Origin of the sequence: Roseinatronobacter sp., from assembly GCF_051859525.1 — a bacterium.
Classification (GTDB): domain Bacteria; phylum Pseudomonadota; class Alphaproteobacteria; order Rhodobacterales; family Rhodobacteraceae; genus Roseinatronobacter.
On the sequence record NZ_JBHYFM010000003.1, the window covers coordinates 78,104 to 92,936 of the forward strand.

At 59.9% G+C, this 14,833-nt stretch carries 16 protein-coding genes; 1 reads left to right on the plus strand and 15 read right to left on the minus strand.

Going from position 1 to position 14,833, the window contains the following annotated elements; translation table 11 throughout:
• The 13 genes from ACTIE1_RS04770 to ACTIE1_RS04830 form a co-directional block, all read right to left on the minus strand.
• Complete coding sequence (locus ACTIE1_RS04770; RefSeq protein ID WP_439562239.1) at positions 1–459, minus strand: DUF5333 family protein; 459 nt, start codon at positions 457–459, stop codon at positions 1–3.
• A 4-nt stretch (positions 460–463) separates the two neighbouring features.
• Positions 464–1,762 (minus strand): NADH-quinone oxidoreductase subunit NuoF, encoded by a 1,299-nt coding sequence (gene nuoF / locus ACTIE1_RS04775; protein WP_439562240.1) that lies wholly within the window; start codon positions 1,760–1,762, stop codon positions 464–466.
• Between the two features lie 22 nt (positions 1,763–1,784).
• Positions 1,785–2,012 carry a DUF5337 domain-containing protein gene (locus tag ACTIE1_RS04780; RefSeq protein WP_439562241.1) on the minus strand — a complete coding sequence of 76 codons (228 nt, stop codon included), beginning with the start codon at positions 2,010–2,012 and terminating at the stop codon, positions 1,785–1,787.
• A 19-nt stretch (positions 2,013–2,031) separates the two neighbouring features.
• The gene (locus tag ACTIE1_RS04785) at positions 2,032–3,165 is read right to left on the minus strand and encodes an NADH-quinone oxidoreductase subunit E (protein ID WP_439562242.1); all 1,134 of its coding nucleotides are present in this window, start codon (positions 3,163–3,165) and stop codon (positions 2,032–2,034) included.
• Positions 3,165–4,388, minus strand: coding sequence for an NADH-quinone oxidoreductase subunit D (locus ACTIE1_RS04790; protein ID WP_439562243.1), 1,224 nt, complete (start codon positions 4,386–4,388; stop codon positions 3,165–3,167). Before ACTIE1_RS04790 ends, ACTIE1_RS04785 begins: the two co-directional genes overlap by 1 nt.
• The gene (locus ACTIE1_RS04795; protein WP_439562244.1) at positions 4,385–4,993 is read right to left on the minus strand and encodes an NADH-quinone oxidoreductase subunit C; all 609 of its coding nucleotides are present in this window, start codon (positions 4,991–4,993) and stop codon (positions 4,385–4,387) included. The genes ACTIE1_RS04790 and ACTIE1_RS04795 overlap by 4 nt, the downstream gene beginning before the upstream one ends.
• Positions 4,994–5,004: 11 nt before the next feature.
• Positions 5,005–5,538, minus strand: a complete 534-nt coding sequence (locus tag ACTIE1_RS04800; RefSeq protein WP_439562245.1) for a NuoB/complex I 20 kDa subunit family protein — start codon at positions 5,536–5,538, stop codon at positions 5,005–5,007.
• Positions 5,529–5,894: an NADH-quinone oxidoreductase subunit A gene (locus ACTIE1_RS04805; RefSeq protein ID WP_439562246.1), complete on the minus strand. Its 366-nt coding sequence runs from the start codon at positions 5,892–5,894 to the stop codon at positions 5,529–5,531. The genes ACTIE1_RS04800 and ACTIE1_RS04805 overlap by 10 nt, the downstream gene beginning before the upstream one ends.
• Before the next feature lie 249 nt (positions 5,895–6,143).
• A complete protein-coding gene (locus tag ACTIE1_RS04810) occupies positions 6,144–6,926 on the minus strand; it encodes a crotonase/enoyl-CoA hydratase family protein (protein ID WP_439562247.1) in 783 nt (260 codons plus the stop codon).
• Positions 6,919–7,782, minus strand: a complete 864-nt coding sequence (locus ACTIE1_RS04815) for a hydroxymethylglutaryl-CoA lyase (protein ID WP_439562248.1) — start codon at positions 7,780–7,782, stop codon at positions 6,919–6,921. Before ACTIE1_RS04815 ends, ACTIE1_RS04810 begins: the two co-directional genes overlap by 8 nt.
• A gap of 3 nt (positions 7,783–7,785) precedes the next feature.
• Positions 7,786–8,418 carry a glutathione S-transferase family protein gene (locus ACTIE1_RS04820; RefSeq protein WP_439562249.1) on the minus strand — a complete coding sequence of 211 codons (633 nt, stop codon included), beginning with the start codon at positions 8,416–8,418 and terminating at the stop codon, positions 7,786–7,788.
• Positions 8,419–8,497: 79 nt separating this feature from the next.
• Positions 8,498–10,435 (minus strand): acetyl/propionyl/methylcrotonyl-CoA carboxylase subunit alpha, encoded by a 1,938-nt coding sequence (locus ACTIE1_RS04825; RefSeq protein WP_439562250.1) that lies wholly within the window; start codon positions 10,433–10,435, stop codon positions 8,498–8,500.
• Positions 10,436–10,579: 144 nt separating this feature from the next.
• Complete coding sequence (locus ACTIE1_RS04830) at positions 10,580–12,184, minus strand: carboxyl transferase domain-containing protein (RefSeq protein ID WP_439562251.1); 1,605 nt, start codon at positions 12,182–12,184, stop codon at positions 10,580–10,582.
• 179 nt (positions 12,185–12,363) lie between these two features.
• On the opposite strand from ACTIE1_RS04830, the gene ACTIE1_RS04835 reads away from it, so the two are divergent.
• The gene (locus tag ACTIE1_RS04835; RefSeq protein ID WP_439562252.1) at positions 12,364–12,966 is read left to right on the plus strand and encodes an OmpW/AlkL family protein; all 603 of its coding nucleotides are present in this window, start codon (positions 12,364–12,366) and stop codon (positions 12,964–12,966) included.
• A gap of 80 nt (positions 12,967–13,046) precedes the next feature.
• Here ACTIE1_RS04835 and ACTIE1_RS04840 read toward each other — a convergent pair whose 3' ends face one another.
• Both ACTIE1_RS04840 and ACTIE1_RS04845 read right to left on the minus strand, forming a co-directional pair.
• Positions 13,047–13,535 (minus strand): lysozyme inhibitor LprI family protein, encoded by a 489-nt coding sequence (locus tag ACTIE1_RS04840; protein WP_439562253.1) that lies wholly within the window; start codon positions 13,533–13,535, stop codon positions 13,047–13,049.
• Between the two features lie 32 nt (positions 13,536–13,567).
• Positions 13,568–14,731, minus strand: coding sequence for an isovaleryl-CoA dehydrogenase (locus ACTIE1_RS04845; protein ID WP_439562254.1), 1,164 nt, complete (start codon positions 14,729–14,731; stop codon positions 13,568–13,570).
• Positions 14,732–14,833: the final 102 nt, after the last annotated feature.

The window sequence follows — 14,833 nt, forward strand, 5'->3', positions numbered from 1 at the left end:
TTATCTCTCCCGCAATCTGCGGCCAAGTGCCGAACGGTCGGCCATTTCGGCCCGCGCATAGGTGCAGACCGCCTGCGTGTTGGACGGGTCAACGCCCGCCTGCGTAAGGTAGCCATCAACCACGCCTTGCAGGCGTTGCTGTTCGGTTTCGTCGTCAACAAATGCTTCGATCTGGGCGCGGCTGAAACCCATGCCGCGCGCCTGATTGTACAGCCCCATAAAGAATGTGACCCGTTGCAGGCGGTTCGGTCCCTGCAAATCCGGACAGGCATCAACGATATGTTTTATCAATGCAGCCGTGAACAACCCGTTATAGACGTCAGCATTGCCGCGCAGGGCCGCATTCACATCGGATTGCGGCATGGCATCAGCGCGGATCGGGCTTGCCAGCACCAGGGCAACCCCCAGACCGGCCAATGCTGATTTCACATCAAATCTTGTGAAAGCAAGGTGTTTCATTCGATCACTCCGCCGCCACTTGAACAGATGCACCACGTTTCTGTGCCTTGATCCTGTCTACGATTTCATCGCGGAAATTCCGGATCAGGCCCTGAATGGGCCATGCCGCCGCATCGCCAAGTGCACAGATGGTGTGGCCTTCGACCTGCTTGGTCACATCCCACAACATCTCGATTTCCTCGACCTCGGCCTCGCCGCGCACAAGGCGGTCCATGACGCGCATCATCCAGCCGGTGCCTTCGCGGCACGGCGTGCACTGGCCGCAGCTTTCGTGCTTGTAGAATTTCGACAATCGCCAGATGGCCTTGATGATGTCGGTCTGCTTGTCCATGACAATCACCGCCGCCGTGCCAAGGCCCGATCCCAGATCGCTGCGCAGATAATCGAAATCCATGATCGCATCGCGCATCTTCTCGCCTCGGACACAGGGCACGGATGACCCGCCGGGAATGACCGCCTGCAAATTGTCCCAACCGCCGCGAATGCCGCCGCAATGCTTCTCGATCAATTCCTCGAACGTGATCGACATCGCTTCTTCGACGACGCAGGGGCGGTTCACATGGCCGGAAATGGCAAACAACTTCGTGCCCGCATTATTCGGACGGCCAAACCCCGCGAACCATGCGCCGCCACGGCGCAGGATCGTGGGCACAACAGCAATCGATTCCACATTATTTACCGTGGTCGGGCAGCCATACAGGCCCGCGCCTGCTGGAAATGGCGGTTTCATGCGCGGCATGCCCTTCTTGCCTTCAAGGCTTTCCAGAAGGGCCGTTTCCTCGCCACAAATATAGGCGCCTGCGCCGTGATGCAGGAACAGGTCGAAATCCCAGCCCGACCCGCTGGCATTCTTGCCGATCAATCCAGCCTCATAGGCTTCATCAATGGCGTTCTGCAACGCTTCGCGTTCCCGAATATATTCGCCGCGGATATAGATGTAGCAGGTATGCGCATTCATTGCGAAACTGGCAATCAGACACCCTTCGATCAGGGTATGCGGATCATGGCGCATAATCTCGCGGTCTTTGCAGGTGCCGGGTTCGGATTCGTCGGCATTCACGACCAGATATGCAGGCCGCCCGTCGCTTTCCTTGGGCATGAAGGACCATTTCAGGCCGGTCGGAAAGCCCGCACCACCCCGCCCGCGCAGGCCCGACTGCTTCATTTCGTCAATGATCCAGTCGCGCCCCTTTTGCAGGATGTTCTTCGTGCCATCCCAATGGCCGCGCGCAATCGCCCCCTTCAGGGACCGGTCATGCATGCCGTAAATATTGGTGAAGATGCGATCCTGATCGTCAAGCATGATCTTTACCCTTGTCTGCGCGTCATTTGTCGCGCTTGCCTTGCCGCCAGATGCGGAATGTTACGATCAACGCCCAGGCAAACCCTGCCAGCGCTGCGAAATCTATCAAGAATGCGTAGCGTGGATCCCAGCCGAATTCGCGACCCATCCATCCCAAAACGACCCAAGCCACGATCGCCGCAGCCATGACCACGCCCGCAAGCCGTGCTTGCCGGGCCAAGGCCATGTCGCGAGGGGAAGGTTTTGCCATACGCTTTCATCCTGTTGCACTACTTGGCGCGTTTGGAAAATTCAGTCTCGCCGCCTTCGGCAAGAATTTTGGCCTGATCAATCCAGCCATCCCGTTCGATCCGGCCCTTGAATTTCAGCCGCTCATCCACCCAAGCCACATCATCATCAGTCCATGCCGCGACTTGCCAGAAATGGAACACGCCCAGTTCGTTCAGGGTGCCTTCCAGCTTCGGGCCAACGCCTTTCAGCTTCTTCAGATCGTCTGCCTTGCCCTTGGGCGCTTTCAGCATCTCGGGCTGCGCAGATGCGGCTTTGGCCCGTTTTGCTGATGTCTTCGGGTTGCCCTTCTTGACGGCCTGCGCTTCTTGTTTGGAAACGCCAGTGTCATCCACGGGGGTGGACAGCGCCGGTTTCGGCTCATGATCCTTGATGGTCTTGGCGGTGACCTTGCGCTTGCTTGCCTTGGCGGGTTTGTCCTGCCACGGCGTCAGCAGCGGCACTTCGCTGCCGTCAATGCGCTTGATCGTGTCACCAATGCTTGTGGCCAACGCCACAGACCCGTTCTGCGCTTCGCCTGTGTAATCCTTCAGCGTGGTTGCCCCGCCCAAGGGTTCCGATGCAAAGCGCCCGTTTTGCGGCCCTGCTGTGGGCACCTTGCCGGCAGCCAGATCGTCGATCAGTTGCGCGAAGCCTTCGGCTGTCAGGTCTTCGTAATAGTCCTTGCCGATCTGAACCATGGGCGCGTTCGAACATGCCCCAAGGCATTCCACTTCTTCCCAACTGAATTTGCCATCTGCCGACAACATGTGCGCGCGCGGCGCAATCTTCTGTTTGCACACTTCAATCAGCTTTTCCGCCCCGCAAATCATGCAAGACAGCGTGCCGCAGACCTGAAAATGCGCAACGGACCCGACGGGCTGCAACTGGAACATAAAATAGAATGTCGCCACTTCCAGCGCGCGGATATAGGCCATGCCCAGCATGTCGGCGATATGTTCAATCGCGGGGCGCGTCAGCCAGCCTTCCTGTTCCTGCGCGCGCCACAAAAGCGGTATGATCGCCGAGGCCTGACGGCCTTCGGGGTATTTGGTGATCTGCGCTTCCGCCCATGCCTGATTGGCGGGCGTAAACGCGAAAGAAGCGGGTTGGTCTGGGTGCAGGCGGCGCAGCATTAGCGGTCAATCTCTCCGAACACCACATCCATGGTGGCGATGATGGCGGCCACATCGGCCAGTTGGTGCCCTTTGGCGACATGGTCCATGGCTTGCAGATGCAGATAGCCCGGCGCACGCAGTTTCGCACGATACGGTTTATTGGTGCCATCCGCGACCAGATAGACCCCGAATTCGCCTTTTGGCGCTTCGACCGCAGCGTAAACTTCGCCTGCGGGAACATGGAACCCTTCGGTATACAGCTTGAAATGGTGGATCAGGCTTTCCATGGAGGTTTTCATGTCCGCACGCTGTGGCGGGGTGATCTTGCCGCGTGCCAGAACGTCGCCCTGCCCTTCGGGGGCGCGCAATTTCTCAATCGCTTGCAGGATTATCTTGGTTGATTCCCGCATCTCGGCCATGCGCACAAGATAGCGGTCATAGCAGTCACCATTCTTGCCAACCGCCACATTGAAATCAAACTCGTCATAGCATTCATAGGGCTGAGCGCGCCGCAAGTCCCACGCCATACCGGACCCGCGCACCATGACCCCCGAGAAACCCCAATCGAGGGCTTCCTGTTCGGAAACGACGCCGATATCGCACAGACGCTGCTTGAAGATCCGGTTTTCTGTCAGCAGCCCGTCGATATCATCCAGCACCTTCGGGAAATTATGCGCCCACGCCTCGATATCATCCAGAAGCGCCGGCGGCAGATCCTGATGCACGCCGCCGGGACGGAAATAGGCCGCATGCAGCCGCGCCCCGCAGGCGCGTTCATAAAAGACCATCAGCTTCTCGCGTTCCTCGAACCCCCATAGCGGGGGTGTCAGCGCGCCGACATCCAGTGCGCCCGTTGTCACGTTCAGCAAATGGCTTAGGATACGCCCGATTTCGCTGTATAACACGCGGATCAGCGACGCGCGGCGCGGCACCTGCACGCCTGTCAGGCGTTCAATCGCCAGACACCATGCATGTTCCTGATTCATGGGCGCCACATAATCCAGCCGGTCGAAATACGGCAGGTTCTGCAAATATGTGCGGCTTTCCATCAGCTTTTCGGTGCCACGATGCAAAAGCCCGATATGCGGGTCGCAGCGTTCCACAATCTCGCCGTCCAGTTCCAGAACAAGGCGCAGCACACCATGTGCCGCAGGGTGCTGAGGGCCGAAGTTGATGTTGAAATTGCGGATTTTCTGTTCGCCCGTCTGGGCATCCTCAAATCCCTTGGAGCCGTCCATCATGTAGCAGCCTCCTTCTTCTCATCACCCGGAAGAATATAATCTGCGCCTTCCCAAGGGGACATGAAATCAAACTGGCGATATTCCTGCACAAGCTGGACCGGTTCATACACCACACGCTTAAGCGCCTCGTCATAACGTACTTCGGTGTAGCCGGTTGTCGGGAAATCCTTGCGCAGCGGATACCCGCGAAAGCCGTAATCCGTCAGAATGCGCCGCAAATCCGGATGGCCGGAAAACAGGATGCCGAACATGTCGAACACTTCACGCTCGAACCAGTTCGCGCTGGGGTGAATGTCGGTGATTGATGGCGCAATGTCCTGCTCGCCCAGTTCGACCTTCAGCCGGATGCGGTGGTTACGATACATCGACAGAAGATGATAGACCACGTCGAACCGTTTACGGCGGCCGGGCCAATCCACGGCCGTGATATCCACAAGCGTTGAAAACCGCATATTTTCATCGCTTTGCAAAAAGCGCACAAGTTTGGGCAACTGCGCAAGCGTGGTCACCACAGTCAATTCGCCAAACGCGGTTTCATGGCTGACAACCGCATCGGCCATGCGCAGCTCCAACTGACCGGCAAGTTCCTTCATTGCATCCGACATATGCCGACCCCTTACCTGACCAATGTGCCTGTGCGGCGTATCTTGCGTTGCAATTGCATGATGCCATACAACAGCGCCTCTGCCGTGGGTGGGCAGCCGGGCACATAAATATCAACCGGCACAATGCGGTCGCAGCCCCGCACGACAGAATAGCTGTAATGGTAGTAGCCCCCGCCATTGGCGCAAGACCCCATCGAGATGACATAACGCGGCTCCGGCATCTGGTCATAGACCTTGCGCAGCGCGGGGGCCATCTTGTTGGTCAGCGTTCCTGCAACGATCATAAGGTCGGACTGGCGCGGGGTTGCGCGCGGGGCCGTGCCGAAGCGTTCCACGTCGTAGCGCGGCATGGCGACGTGGATCATTTCGACCGCGCAACAGGCCAGACCAAATGTCATCCAGTGCAGCGACCCGTTGCGCGCCCAGTTTATGACATCCTCGGTCGAGGTCAGCAGAAACCCCTTGTCCTGCAATTCGCGGTTCAACGCCTGCGTGGCAACTTCGCGATCCCCGCCTGCGGTATTCGCCCCGGTCATCACTCCCATTCCAGCGCCCCTTTCTTCCATTCATATGCGAAGCCGACGGTCAGAACCCCAAGGAACACCATCATCGACCAGAACGCCGTCATCGACATTTCGGAAAAAGCCACGCCCCACGGGAACAGGAACGCGATTTCCAGATCGAAGATGATGAACAGAATTGCCACCAGATAGAATCGGACATCGAATTTCATGCGCGCATCATCGAATGCGTTGAACCCGCATTCATAGATGGACAGCTTCTCGGGATCGGGGTTGCGCACTGCGATGATGATTGCCGACAAAAGCAACACCAATCCAAGCACAACAGCGATTCCAAGGAAAATCAGAATGGGCAGGTAGGATGCAAGTAGGTCTTCCACCTTTGGCTCCTTTTTCGCGCGGGAACAGAGGCACCCTGAGGGCCGCAGACCTTCTGAACCGCAACTTGGCTGCCCTTCATCTACTCCTGTAAACCGGTGGGGTCAACCAAAGCCGCACGTCCATTTCACGAAAAAACCACGCATTGAATACAATTGCATACCGGCCATGTGGCGCGTTGCGATATTTCACAGGCCGCTATATCGACAGATACGCGCCCCTCGCCGACGGGTTCCACCCGCGCCCATCTTTCAGCCGTGCCAGGCCGGTTTGCGCCGCGCGAAGAAGGCGCTGATTCCTTCCTGCGCTTCCGGTGATTGCCATGCAGATACCAGTTCGCTGATGGAATGATCCACGGCCCCCTCTGGCGAAGTGCCCCCAAGACGCAGGGCAAGGGCCTTGGCACGCGCGACCGCGCCCGGCGCACAGGCCAGATAGGGCGCGATTTCCTCCTCAACCACCATATCCAGATCCTGCGGGGCAACAGCGCGGGCCAGCAGGCCAAGGGTCACGGCTTCCTCGGCCCCGAAAACCCGCGCGGACATGAACACGCGCCGCGCCATCGCCTGCCCCATCCGTGCCAGAACATAGGGGCCAATGGTCGCGGGTATCAGCCCCAGACGGGTTTCTGTCAGCCCGAATTTGGCACCCTGAACACCGATGGCCACATCGCATATGGCCATCAGGCCAACCCCGCCACCGAAGGCTTGTCCCTGCACCCGCCCGATCAAGGGTTTGGGCAGACTGTTCAGCGCACCTAGCATATCTGCCAGCTTTCGCGCCTCGGCCGCGCGGGTCGCGTCATCCGCGCGCATCTGGTCCTGCATCCACCCCAGATCACCGCCCGCACAGAAACTTTTCCCAGCGCCGGTCAAAACCACAACACGCACGGTATCATCCGCTGCAAGCTGCGCGGCTGCGGCGGTCAGTTCCGCAATCATCTGCGCAGACATGGCGTTGTGTTTTTCTGGCCGCGCAAGTTCCAGCGTTGCCACCCCGCGCGCGTCCGTATTGATCGCAATCGTTTCAAACATCAGGTGTTCCCTTGCACAAGCCTTGCGCCATACGCGCGGCGCGTTCCAGAACATCGCGGTCCAGCGCGGTGTTCCAGCCCCGCGCCACCAGCCAGTCATGAACAGATTCGGTTGCGACATTTCCTGACGCCCCCGGCGCATAAGGACAGCCACCAAGCCCGCCCACCGCCGCGTCAAAAACCCGCAGCCCGTATTCTAGCGAGACTTCAATATTCGCCTGCGCGCGGCCGGCCGTATCATGGTAATGCCCCGCCAGCATGCTTGCCGGCATGTCCTGCAATACCGCGCGCAGCATATCTGCAATCCGCTCGGGTCGGGCTTGCCCCAGCGTATCACCCAGGCTGATTTCATAGCACCCCATATCGCGCAGTTGCGACACCACGCGCACCACGTCATCCGGCGCAACAGCCCCGTCAAAGGGGCAATCGGTCACGCAGGACACATACCCCCGAACGGGAATTCCTGCATCACGGGCGGCATCAGCCACAGGGGCAAGGCGTTCCAGACTTTCGGAAACCGAACAATTCAGGTTTGCCTTGCTGAACCCCTCCGATGCTGATGCGAAAATCGCAATCTCACTCGCGCGCGCAGCCAAAGCAGCCGTGAAACCCCGCATATTGGGCACCAGTGCTGCATAGCGCACATTGTCCATGCGGGTAATCAACGCCAGAACATCAGCGGAATCAGCCATTTGCGGCACCCATTTCGGGCTGACAAAACTCGCTACCTCGATGCGCCTGAACCCCGCGCCACTCAGGCAGTTTACCAGTGCGACCTTGTCAGATGTCGGGATCAGACGCTTCTCATTCTGTAGCCCGTCACGGGGGCCAACTTCGAATATTTCAACATATGCCATATCTCATCCCTCTGGCGGCGCATAGAAGTCACGCGTGTAAATCTGCGCCGGCCCGTCCTTTTGCATGGCGCGCTGGAAGGCTGGCCGTTCAAGGACCATATCTGCATAACGCGCGGTGGTCTGTGGCAAGGGCACGAAGCGTTGCGCCATGCACACTGCATACCCAATCGCAATGTCGGCCACGCTGAACTGCCCTGCCACCCAATCCGGCCCGATGGCGCGAAGCGCGTTTTCAAGGCGGCGCGCCTCCAGCCGCATGACAGTGGGCGAGCGCATCCAGTCGTCACGCAGGACGATGTGATGCTGCGTCAGGTTCGCCAGATGCGCACCAAGCGTTTCGGCATAATGCAGACCTTGCAGGAATGCGGCGCGCGCGGGCGCCCCTTCGGCGATGCGCAGTTGCGGGGCCAGCCTTTCGGCCAGATATAACAGAATTGCGCCGCTTTCATGCATGGGCAGGCCGTCAATCTCGATTGCAGGGACACGCCCGGCAGGCGAGCGCGCCAGATGCGCCGCATCGCGCAGCGACCGGTCGAAGAAACTGCACGCGACAAGGTCATACTCGGCGCTGATTTCTTCCAGAAACCATAGCACACGAAATGAACGCGATTGCGCAACATGCCATAGCCGGATCATACCTGCCCCCCTAATCCAAGCGCCCTGCCTGAAATCCGCGAGAAGGCCGGATAGCTGCCGGACCGGATTTCGGGCGTGTTCATTCCTCCCGCTCCTCCAGACGCACCAGTGCGGCCCCTGCCTCGACCTGCGCGCCTGCACTTGCCAGCACTTCTGCAACACGGCCCGCGCGACTTGCCGTCAGCGTGTGTTCCATCTTCATGGCCTCCAGTATCACCAGCCGCGCTCCTTCCGCCACATCGTCGCCAACAGCGACAAACACCGCCTTGACCTGTCCGGGCATGGGGGCGGTCACACTATCCGCCCCCATGCCCTGCGCGCCTTGCTGGTGCAACGGGTCCAGAAGCGTGAAAATGCGCGGCGTTGCAGCAAATATGTAGACGTGACCATTGATATTGCGGGCGCGATACCGCCCGCCCGCCATATGGTAACCTGCCTTATCAGCGGTCACTTCTAGCTGCGTATCGCCAATTGCGACCAACGCTTGCGCCGGTCCCGTCACGGCAATCCGCAGGTCATGCCGGTCATCGCCAAGCATCAAGCAGACATCGCGCCAGACAGGTCCGGTCGGGCTGAACCCCGCAAGCGGATGGGTCAACCCGTCCAGTTCAATCGCGCAGGCCGCCGCCACTGCCAGCTCATCAGAACCTGGCGCCGCCGTTCGGGTCAGACCGTCAATATCGCGGGCAATCAGGCCGGTATCCACATCGCCCGCACGAAATCCTGCATGCCGCGTCAATGCCCCAAGAAACGCCAGATTTGTGACCGAGCCTGCGACTTCGGTTGCCGCCAGCGCGGCCTGCATCCGAGAAAGGGCGATGGCGCGGCTTTGTCCATGCGTTATGACTTTGGCAATCATCGGGTCATACCACGGACTGATCTCATCGCCCGCGCGCACGCCGGTATCAAACCGCGCATTCGGACAGAACTGCAAATGCGCCAGCCTGCCGGTTGCAGGCAGGAAACCCGCCGCGACATCCTCTGCATATAGCCGCGCCTCGAACGCGTGTCCGTTAATCGACAGCTGGTCCTGCGCACAAGGCAACCCCTCGCCCGAGGCCACGCGCAACTGCCACTCCACCAGATCCACACCTGTGATGGCTTCGGTTACGGGGTGTTCTACCTGCAAACGGGTGTTCATTTCCATGAACCAGAACCTGTCCGGACGCAGCCCGTCACTGCCGTCAACGATAAATTCCACAGTGCCGGCACCAGCATACCCGATCGCGCGGGCGGCGCGCACTGCGGCCTGCCCCATGGCAGCGCGCATCTGCGCGGTCATGCCGGGTGCGGGGGCTTCCTCTATAACTTTCTGATGGCGCCGCTGAAGCGAGCAGTCGCGCTCGAACAGATGCAGCGCGTCCACGCCATCACCAAACACCTGCACCTCGATATGGCGGGGCTTGGTGACATATTTTTCAATAAGAACCGCCTCATTTCCGAAAGCGGTCGCCGCCTCGCCCCGGGCACTTTCAAGCGCGTCCATGAAATCCGATGGGGTATCCACCAGTCGCATGCCCTTGCCCCCACCGCCCGCCACGGCCTTGATCAGCACGGGGTAACCTATTGCATCAGCGGCGCCTGCCAGATGCTCTGGGTCCTGATTGGTGCCATGATAGCCGGGAACAACCGGCACGCCGGCATCATGCATCAACGCCTTGGCCGCGTCCTTCAGCCCCATTGCGCGGATCGCACTGGCCGAGGGGCCGATAAACACCAGACCCGCCACCGTCACCGCATCCACAAAGTCCGGATTTTCCGACAGAAACCCGTATCCAGGATGGATGGCCTGCGCACCAGTGTCCAGCGCTGCGCGAATGATGACATCCCCGCGCAAGTAGCTGTCGCGCGGTGCGGCCCCGCCGATATGGACGGCCTGATCCGCCAGTTCGACATGCATCGCCTGCATATCTGCATCTGAATAGACAGCGACGGTGCGCACCCCCATGGACTGAGCCGTGCGGATGATGCGGCACGCAATCTCGCCACGATTGGCAATCAGGATTTTATCAAACATGCTCAAGCATCCCTTCTTAACCGCCATCCGGGGGCGCTGCCCCCCATCGTCTTGCGACGATGCCCCCCGGAGTATTTCGTGCAAGATGAAGTCCGGACAGTTTCATCTTGCAAGAAATACTCCCGCCGGAGGCCAGCTTCTTTTCTACATCCGGAACACACCAAAGCGCGTGGCCCCGATCGGGGCATTCAATGCCGCCGAAAGTGACAAGGCCAGCACCTGCCGTGTCTGGCGGGGGTCGATGATGCCGTCATCCCAAAGCCGTGCACTGGCGTAGAGCGGGTGGGACTGGCGCTCGAACATCTCGATGGTGGGGCGCTTGAATTCGGCCTCATCCTCCGCACTCCAGCTTTCGCCCGCACGTTCCAGCGCGTCGCGCTTCACGGTGGCAAGGACGCCCGCCGCCTGTGCCCCCCCCATCACGGAGATGCGACTATTGGGCCATGACCACAGAAAACGCGGGCTGTAGGCACGCCCCGCCATGCCGTAATTGCCTGCGCCAAAAGACCCGCCGACCAGCATGGTGATCTTGGGCACTGATGTCGTGGCCACCGCCGTCACCATTTTGGCCCCGTGTCGCGCGATGCCCTCATTCTCGTATTTGCGCCCGACCATGAAGCCGGTGATATTCTGCAAGAACACCAGTGGAATGCGGCGCTGGCTGCACAATTCCACAAAATGCGCGCCCTTCACCGCCGCCTCGGAAAACAGCACCCCGTTATTGGCGACAATCCCGACAGGGCAGCCCATGACATGCGCAAACCCCGTGACAAGCGTTTCGCCGAAGCGGGGTTTGAATTCATCAAAGCGCGAGCCGTCAACCACGCGCGCGATCACTTCGCGGATGTCATAGGGTGTGCGCAGATCAGCAGGCACGACGCCAAAAATCTCGTCCGGGTCATAGGCGGGATCTTCGGGGGTTTGCCACTGAACGGTTGCAGGCTTCGTGCGGTTCAGGTGGCCCACCGCGCGGCGTGCGAGCGCCAGCGCATGGGCGTCATCTTCGGCCAGATAATCAGCCACGCCCGACAGGCGGGTATGCACGTCGCCGCCGCCCAGATCCTCGGCAGTGACAACCTCGCCCGTTGCTGCCTTCACCAGCGGCGGGCCTGCCAGAAAAATGGTGCCCTGATCCTTCACAATGATGGTTACATCGGACATGGCAGGCACATAGGCCCCGCCTGCAGTGCACGACCCCATCACGACAGCAATCTGCGCGATCCCTTTGGCCGACATCTGCGCCTGATTGTAGAAAATGCGCCCGAAATGGTCGCGGTCGGGGAACACCTCGTCCTGATTGGGCAGGTTGGCACCGCCGCTATCGACCAGATAAATGCAAGGCAGGTGGTTTTCCTCGGCGATTTCCTGCGCGCGCAAATGCTTCTTGACGGTCATCGGGTAGTAGGTGCCGCCCTTCACGGTGGCATCATTGCAGATGATCATACACTCCTGCCCGGAAACCTGACCGATCCCTGCGATCACCCCCGCACAGGGCGCCGCCCCGTCATAAAGCCCGTGCGCAGCGGTCGCGCCCACTTCCAGAAACGGGCTGCCTGCATCCAGCAAATTGGCAACGCGGTCACGCGGCAGCATCTTGCCACGCGCCAGATGGCGCGTGCGCGCCCTCTCTCCTCCGCCAAGCTGCGCGAGTTCTATTGCGGCACGGACTTCTGCCAAGGCGGCGATATGCCCCGCTTGATTTGCGCGAAACGCCTCTGACCCAGCAAGCACTGATGACCCAAGCTTCATGCCCTACCCCCGATTTGGAACTTAGTCTGATTGCCGCGCGCGGTGACACCCGAGATCGGGGCGACACCGGCTTGCGACACTCCGTCACAGCCGCCCCGCACGGCAATTTGATGCAGGTCAAAGCAGCCGTGCCGACCGTCCCGCAACATCCGCGCTGTTTGCACAACGAGGGAACGATCATGAGTATTAAATCCATTTCCATATGCGCAATTTCTGCACTGGCACTCGCGGGCGGGGCTGCCGTGGCGCAACAGGCCGGCGACTGGACGCTGGGTGTTGGCATCGGCCATGTGAACCCGAAATCCAACAACGGCACGCTTGCAACCCTTCCCGCCAGCATTGGCAGCAGCACACGCCCGATCCTGACTGCGGAATATTTCATTCGGGACAATCTGGGTATCGAATTGCTGGCGGCGGTGCCGTTCCGCCATTCGATCAGCCTTGGCGGCGTGCAGGTGGGCACCACCAAACACCTGCCGCCAACCGTTTCGCTGAACTATCACTTTTCCAATGACAGCGCGATTACGCCGTTTCTGGGCGCTGGCATCAATTACACCAGCTTCTTCAGCACCAGATCGCCACTTGGCAACCTGAAGATCAAGGATTCCTGGGGACTGGCGCTGAATGCGGGTGTCGATTTCGCGGTAAGCGAGCGCAGCGCGATCCGTGCGAACCTGCGGTATATCAACATTCAGTCGGACGTACTGCTTGACGGCACAAATATCGGCAAGACCAAGATCGATCCTTGGGTTGCGTCGATATCCTACGTTCACCGGTTCTGACGGGGGCACCGACCACGGCATCGGGCGCGCCGGATCGGGGCGCCCTTTTCCTATGGGATTGGTGGTCCCCCCCGCCATAGCTATCGCGCGCCGTGCAGCACGGACCACAGATACAGCGTCTGTTCAGCGGTCATGTTCACTGCACAGCCCAGAAAGGCCGGGCTGGACCCGGTGCCCCCCTGCCATTGCGCCGCTTCAAAGCTGCAACGCGCATCCCGAAAGCCGATCCATGCACGCTGCATGTCGCGCGCACTGTCAGACAGCGAAATCGCGGCATTGGTGCGGTCCGCGTCCTGCGCTGTCAGGTCCGCACGCAGGGCCTGATATGCGCCATTCAGCTTGTCATCCCAAAGACCCAATTCCGCATCCAGACAAAACCCCATGCCGATGGTCGTTTCCCCGCCGGGCTGTTCCATGCACGCAGTCGCCGCGCGACCAATGCAGTCATAACCCTGCGCGTTATCCGACAATGTGGCAAGGCACCGCTCGGTCGGGGCGGGATCGAAACGAAATTCTGCGGCGGTCGCAGGCACGGCAATCAGGGCGGCGAGAAGGATGGTCAGGCGCATGGGGTTTTCCTTTTGACAAGCACGGCCGAATCCTAGCCCATTGCCCCCATCAATTCACGCCCGACAAGCATGCGGCGAATCTCGGAGGTGCCGGCACCGATTTCCATCAGCTTGGCGTCGCGGAACAGGCGGCTGACGGGGCTGTCATTCATGAACCCTGCGCCGCCCATCGCCTGCACGGCCTGATGCGCCTGCACCATTGCCTGTTCAGACGCATATAGCACGCAAGCCGCCGCATCCGCGCGCGTGACCGCGCCACGGTCACAGGCCTTGGCCACTTCATAGACATAGGCGCGCGCGGAATTCATGGCCGTGTACATGTCGGCAATCTTGCCCTGCATCAGTTGAAAGCTGCCGATGGGTTGGCCGAACTGCTGGCGGTCGCGCAAATAGGGCATGATTTCATCAAGACAGGCCGCCATGATGCCCGTGCCAATGCCCGACAGCACCACGCGTTCATAATCAAGCCCTGACATAAGCACACGCACACCGCGCCCTTCATCCCCCAGAACATTGTCAAACGGGACTTCCACATCCTCAAAAACCAGCTCTGCCGTGTTGGACCCGCGCATGCCCAGCTTGTCGAAATGCGGGCTGGTGGAAAACCCGGTCATGGATTTTTCGATCAGGAATGCGGTAATCCCCTTGGACCCCGCCGACGGGTCGGTTTTGGCATAGACAACCAGAACATCGGCGTCAGGCCCGTTGGTGATCCAGTATTTGGTGCCGTTCAGGATATAGCGGTCGTTTTTCTTGTCCGCGCGCAGTTTCATGCCCACCACGTCAGACCCCGCGCCCGCTTCGGACATGGCAAGTGCACCGACATGTTCACCACTGACCAGTTTGGGCAGATAGCGGTCGCGCTGCGCATCCGTTCCGTTCAGCTTGATCTGGTTGACGCACAGGTTGGAATGCGCACCGTAAGACAGCGACACCGAAGCCGAGGCGCGCGCGATTTCTTCCACCGCGATAACATGCGCCAGATAGCCCATGTCGGCGCCACCATAGGTTTCGGACACGGTAATCCCCAGAAGCCCCAATTCCCCCATTTCACGCCATAATTCGGCGGGGAAGGTGTTGGTGCGGTCAATCTCTGCCGCCATGGGTTTGACGCGGTCCTGCGCCCAGCGGTGGACCATGTCGCGCAGGGCGTTCACCTCGTCGCCAAGGTCGAAATTCATTGAAGCTGTGAACATGCGCCAATCCTCCCGCAACTGAACGCTTGTTCAATTCATACGCAGGCTGGGTGCTTGCGTCAAACAGAATCTTGCACAGAAAGAGTCAGGGGGCCAAGGCCC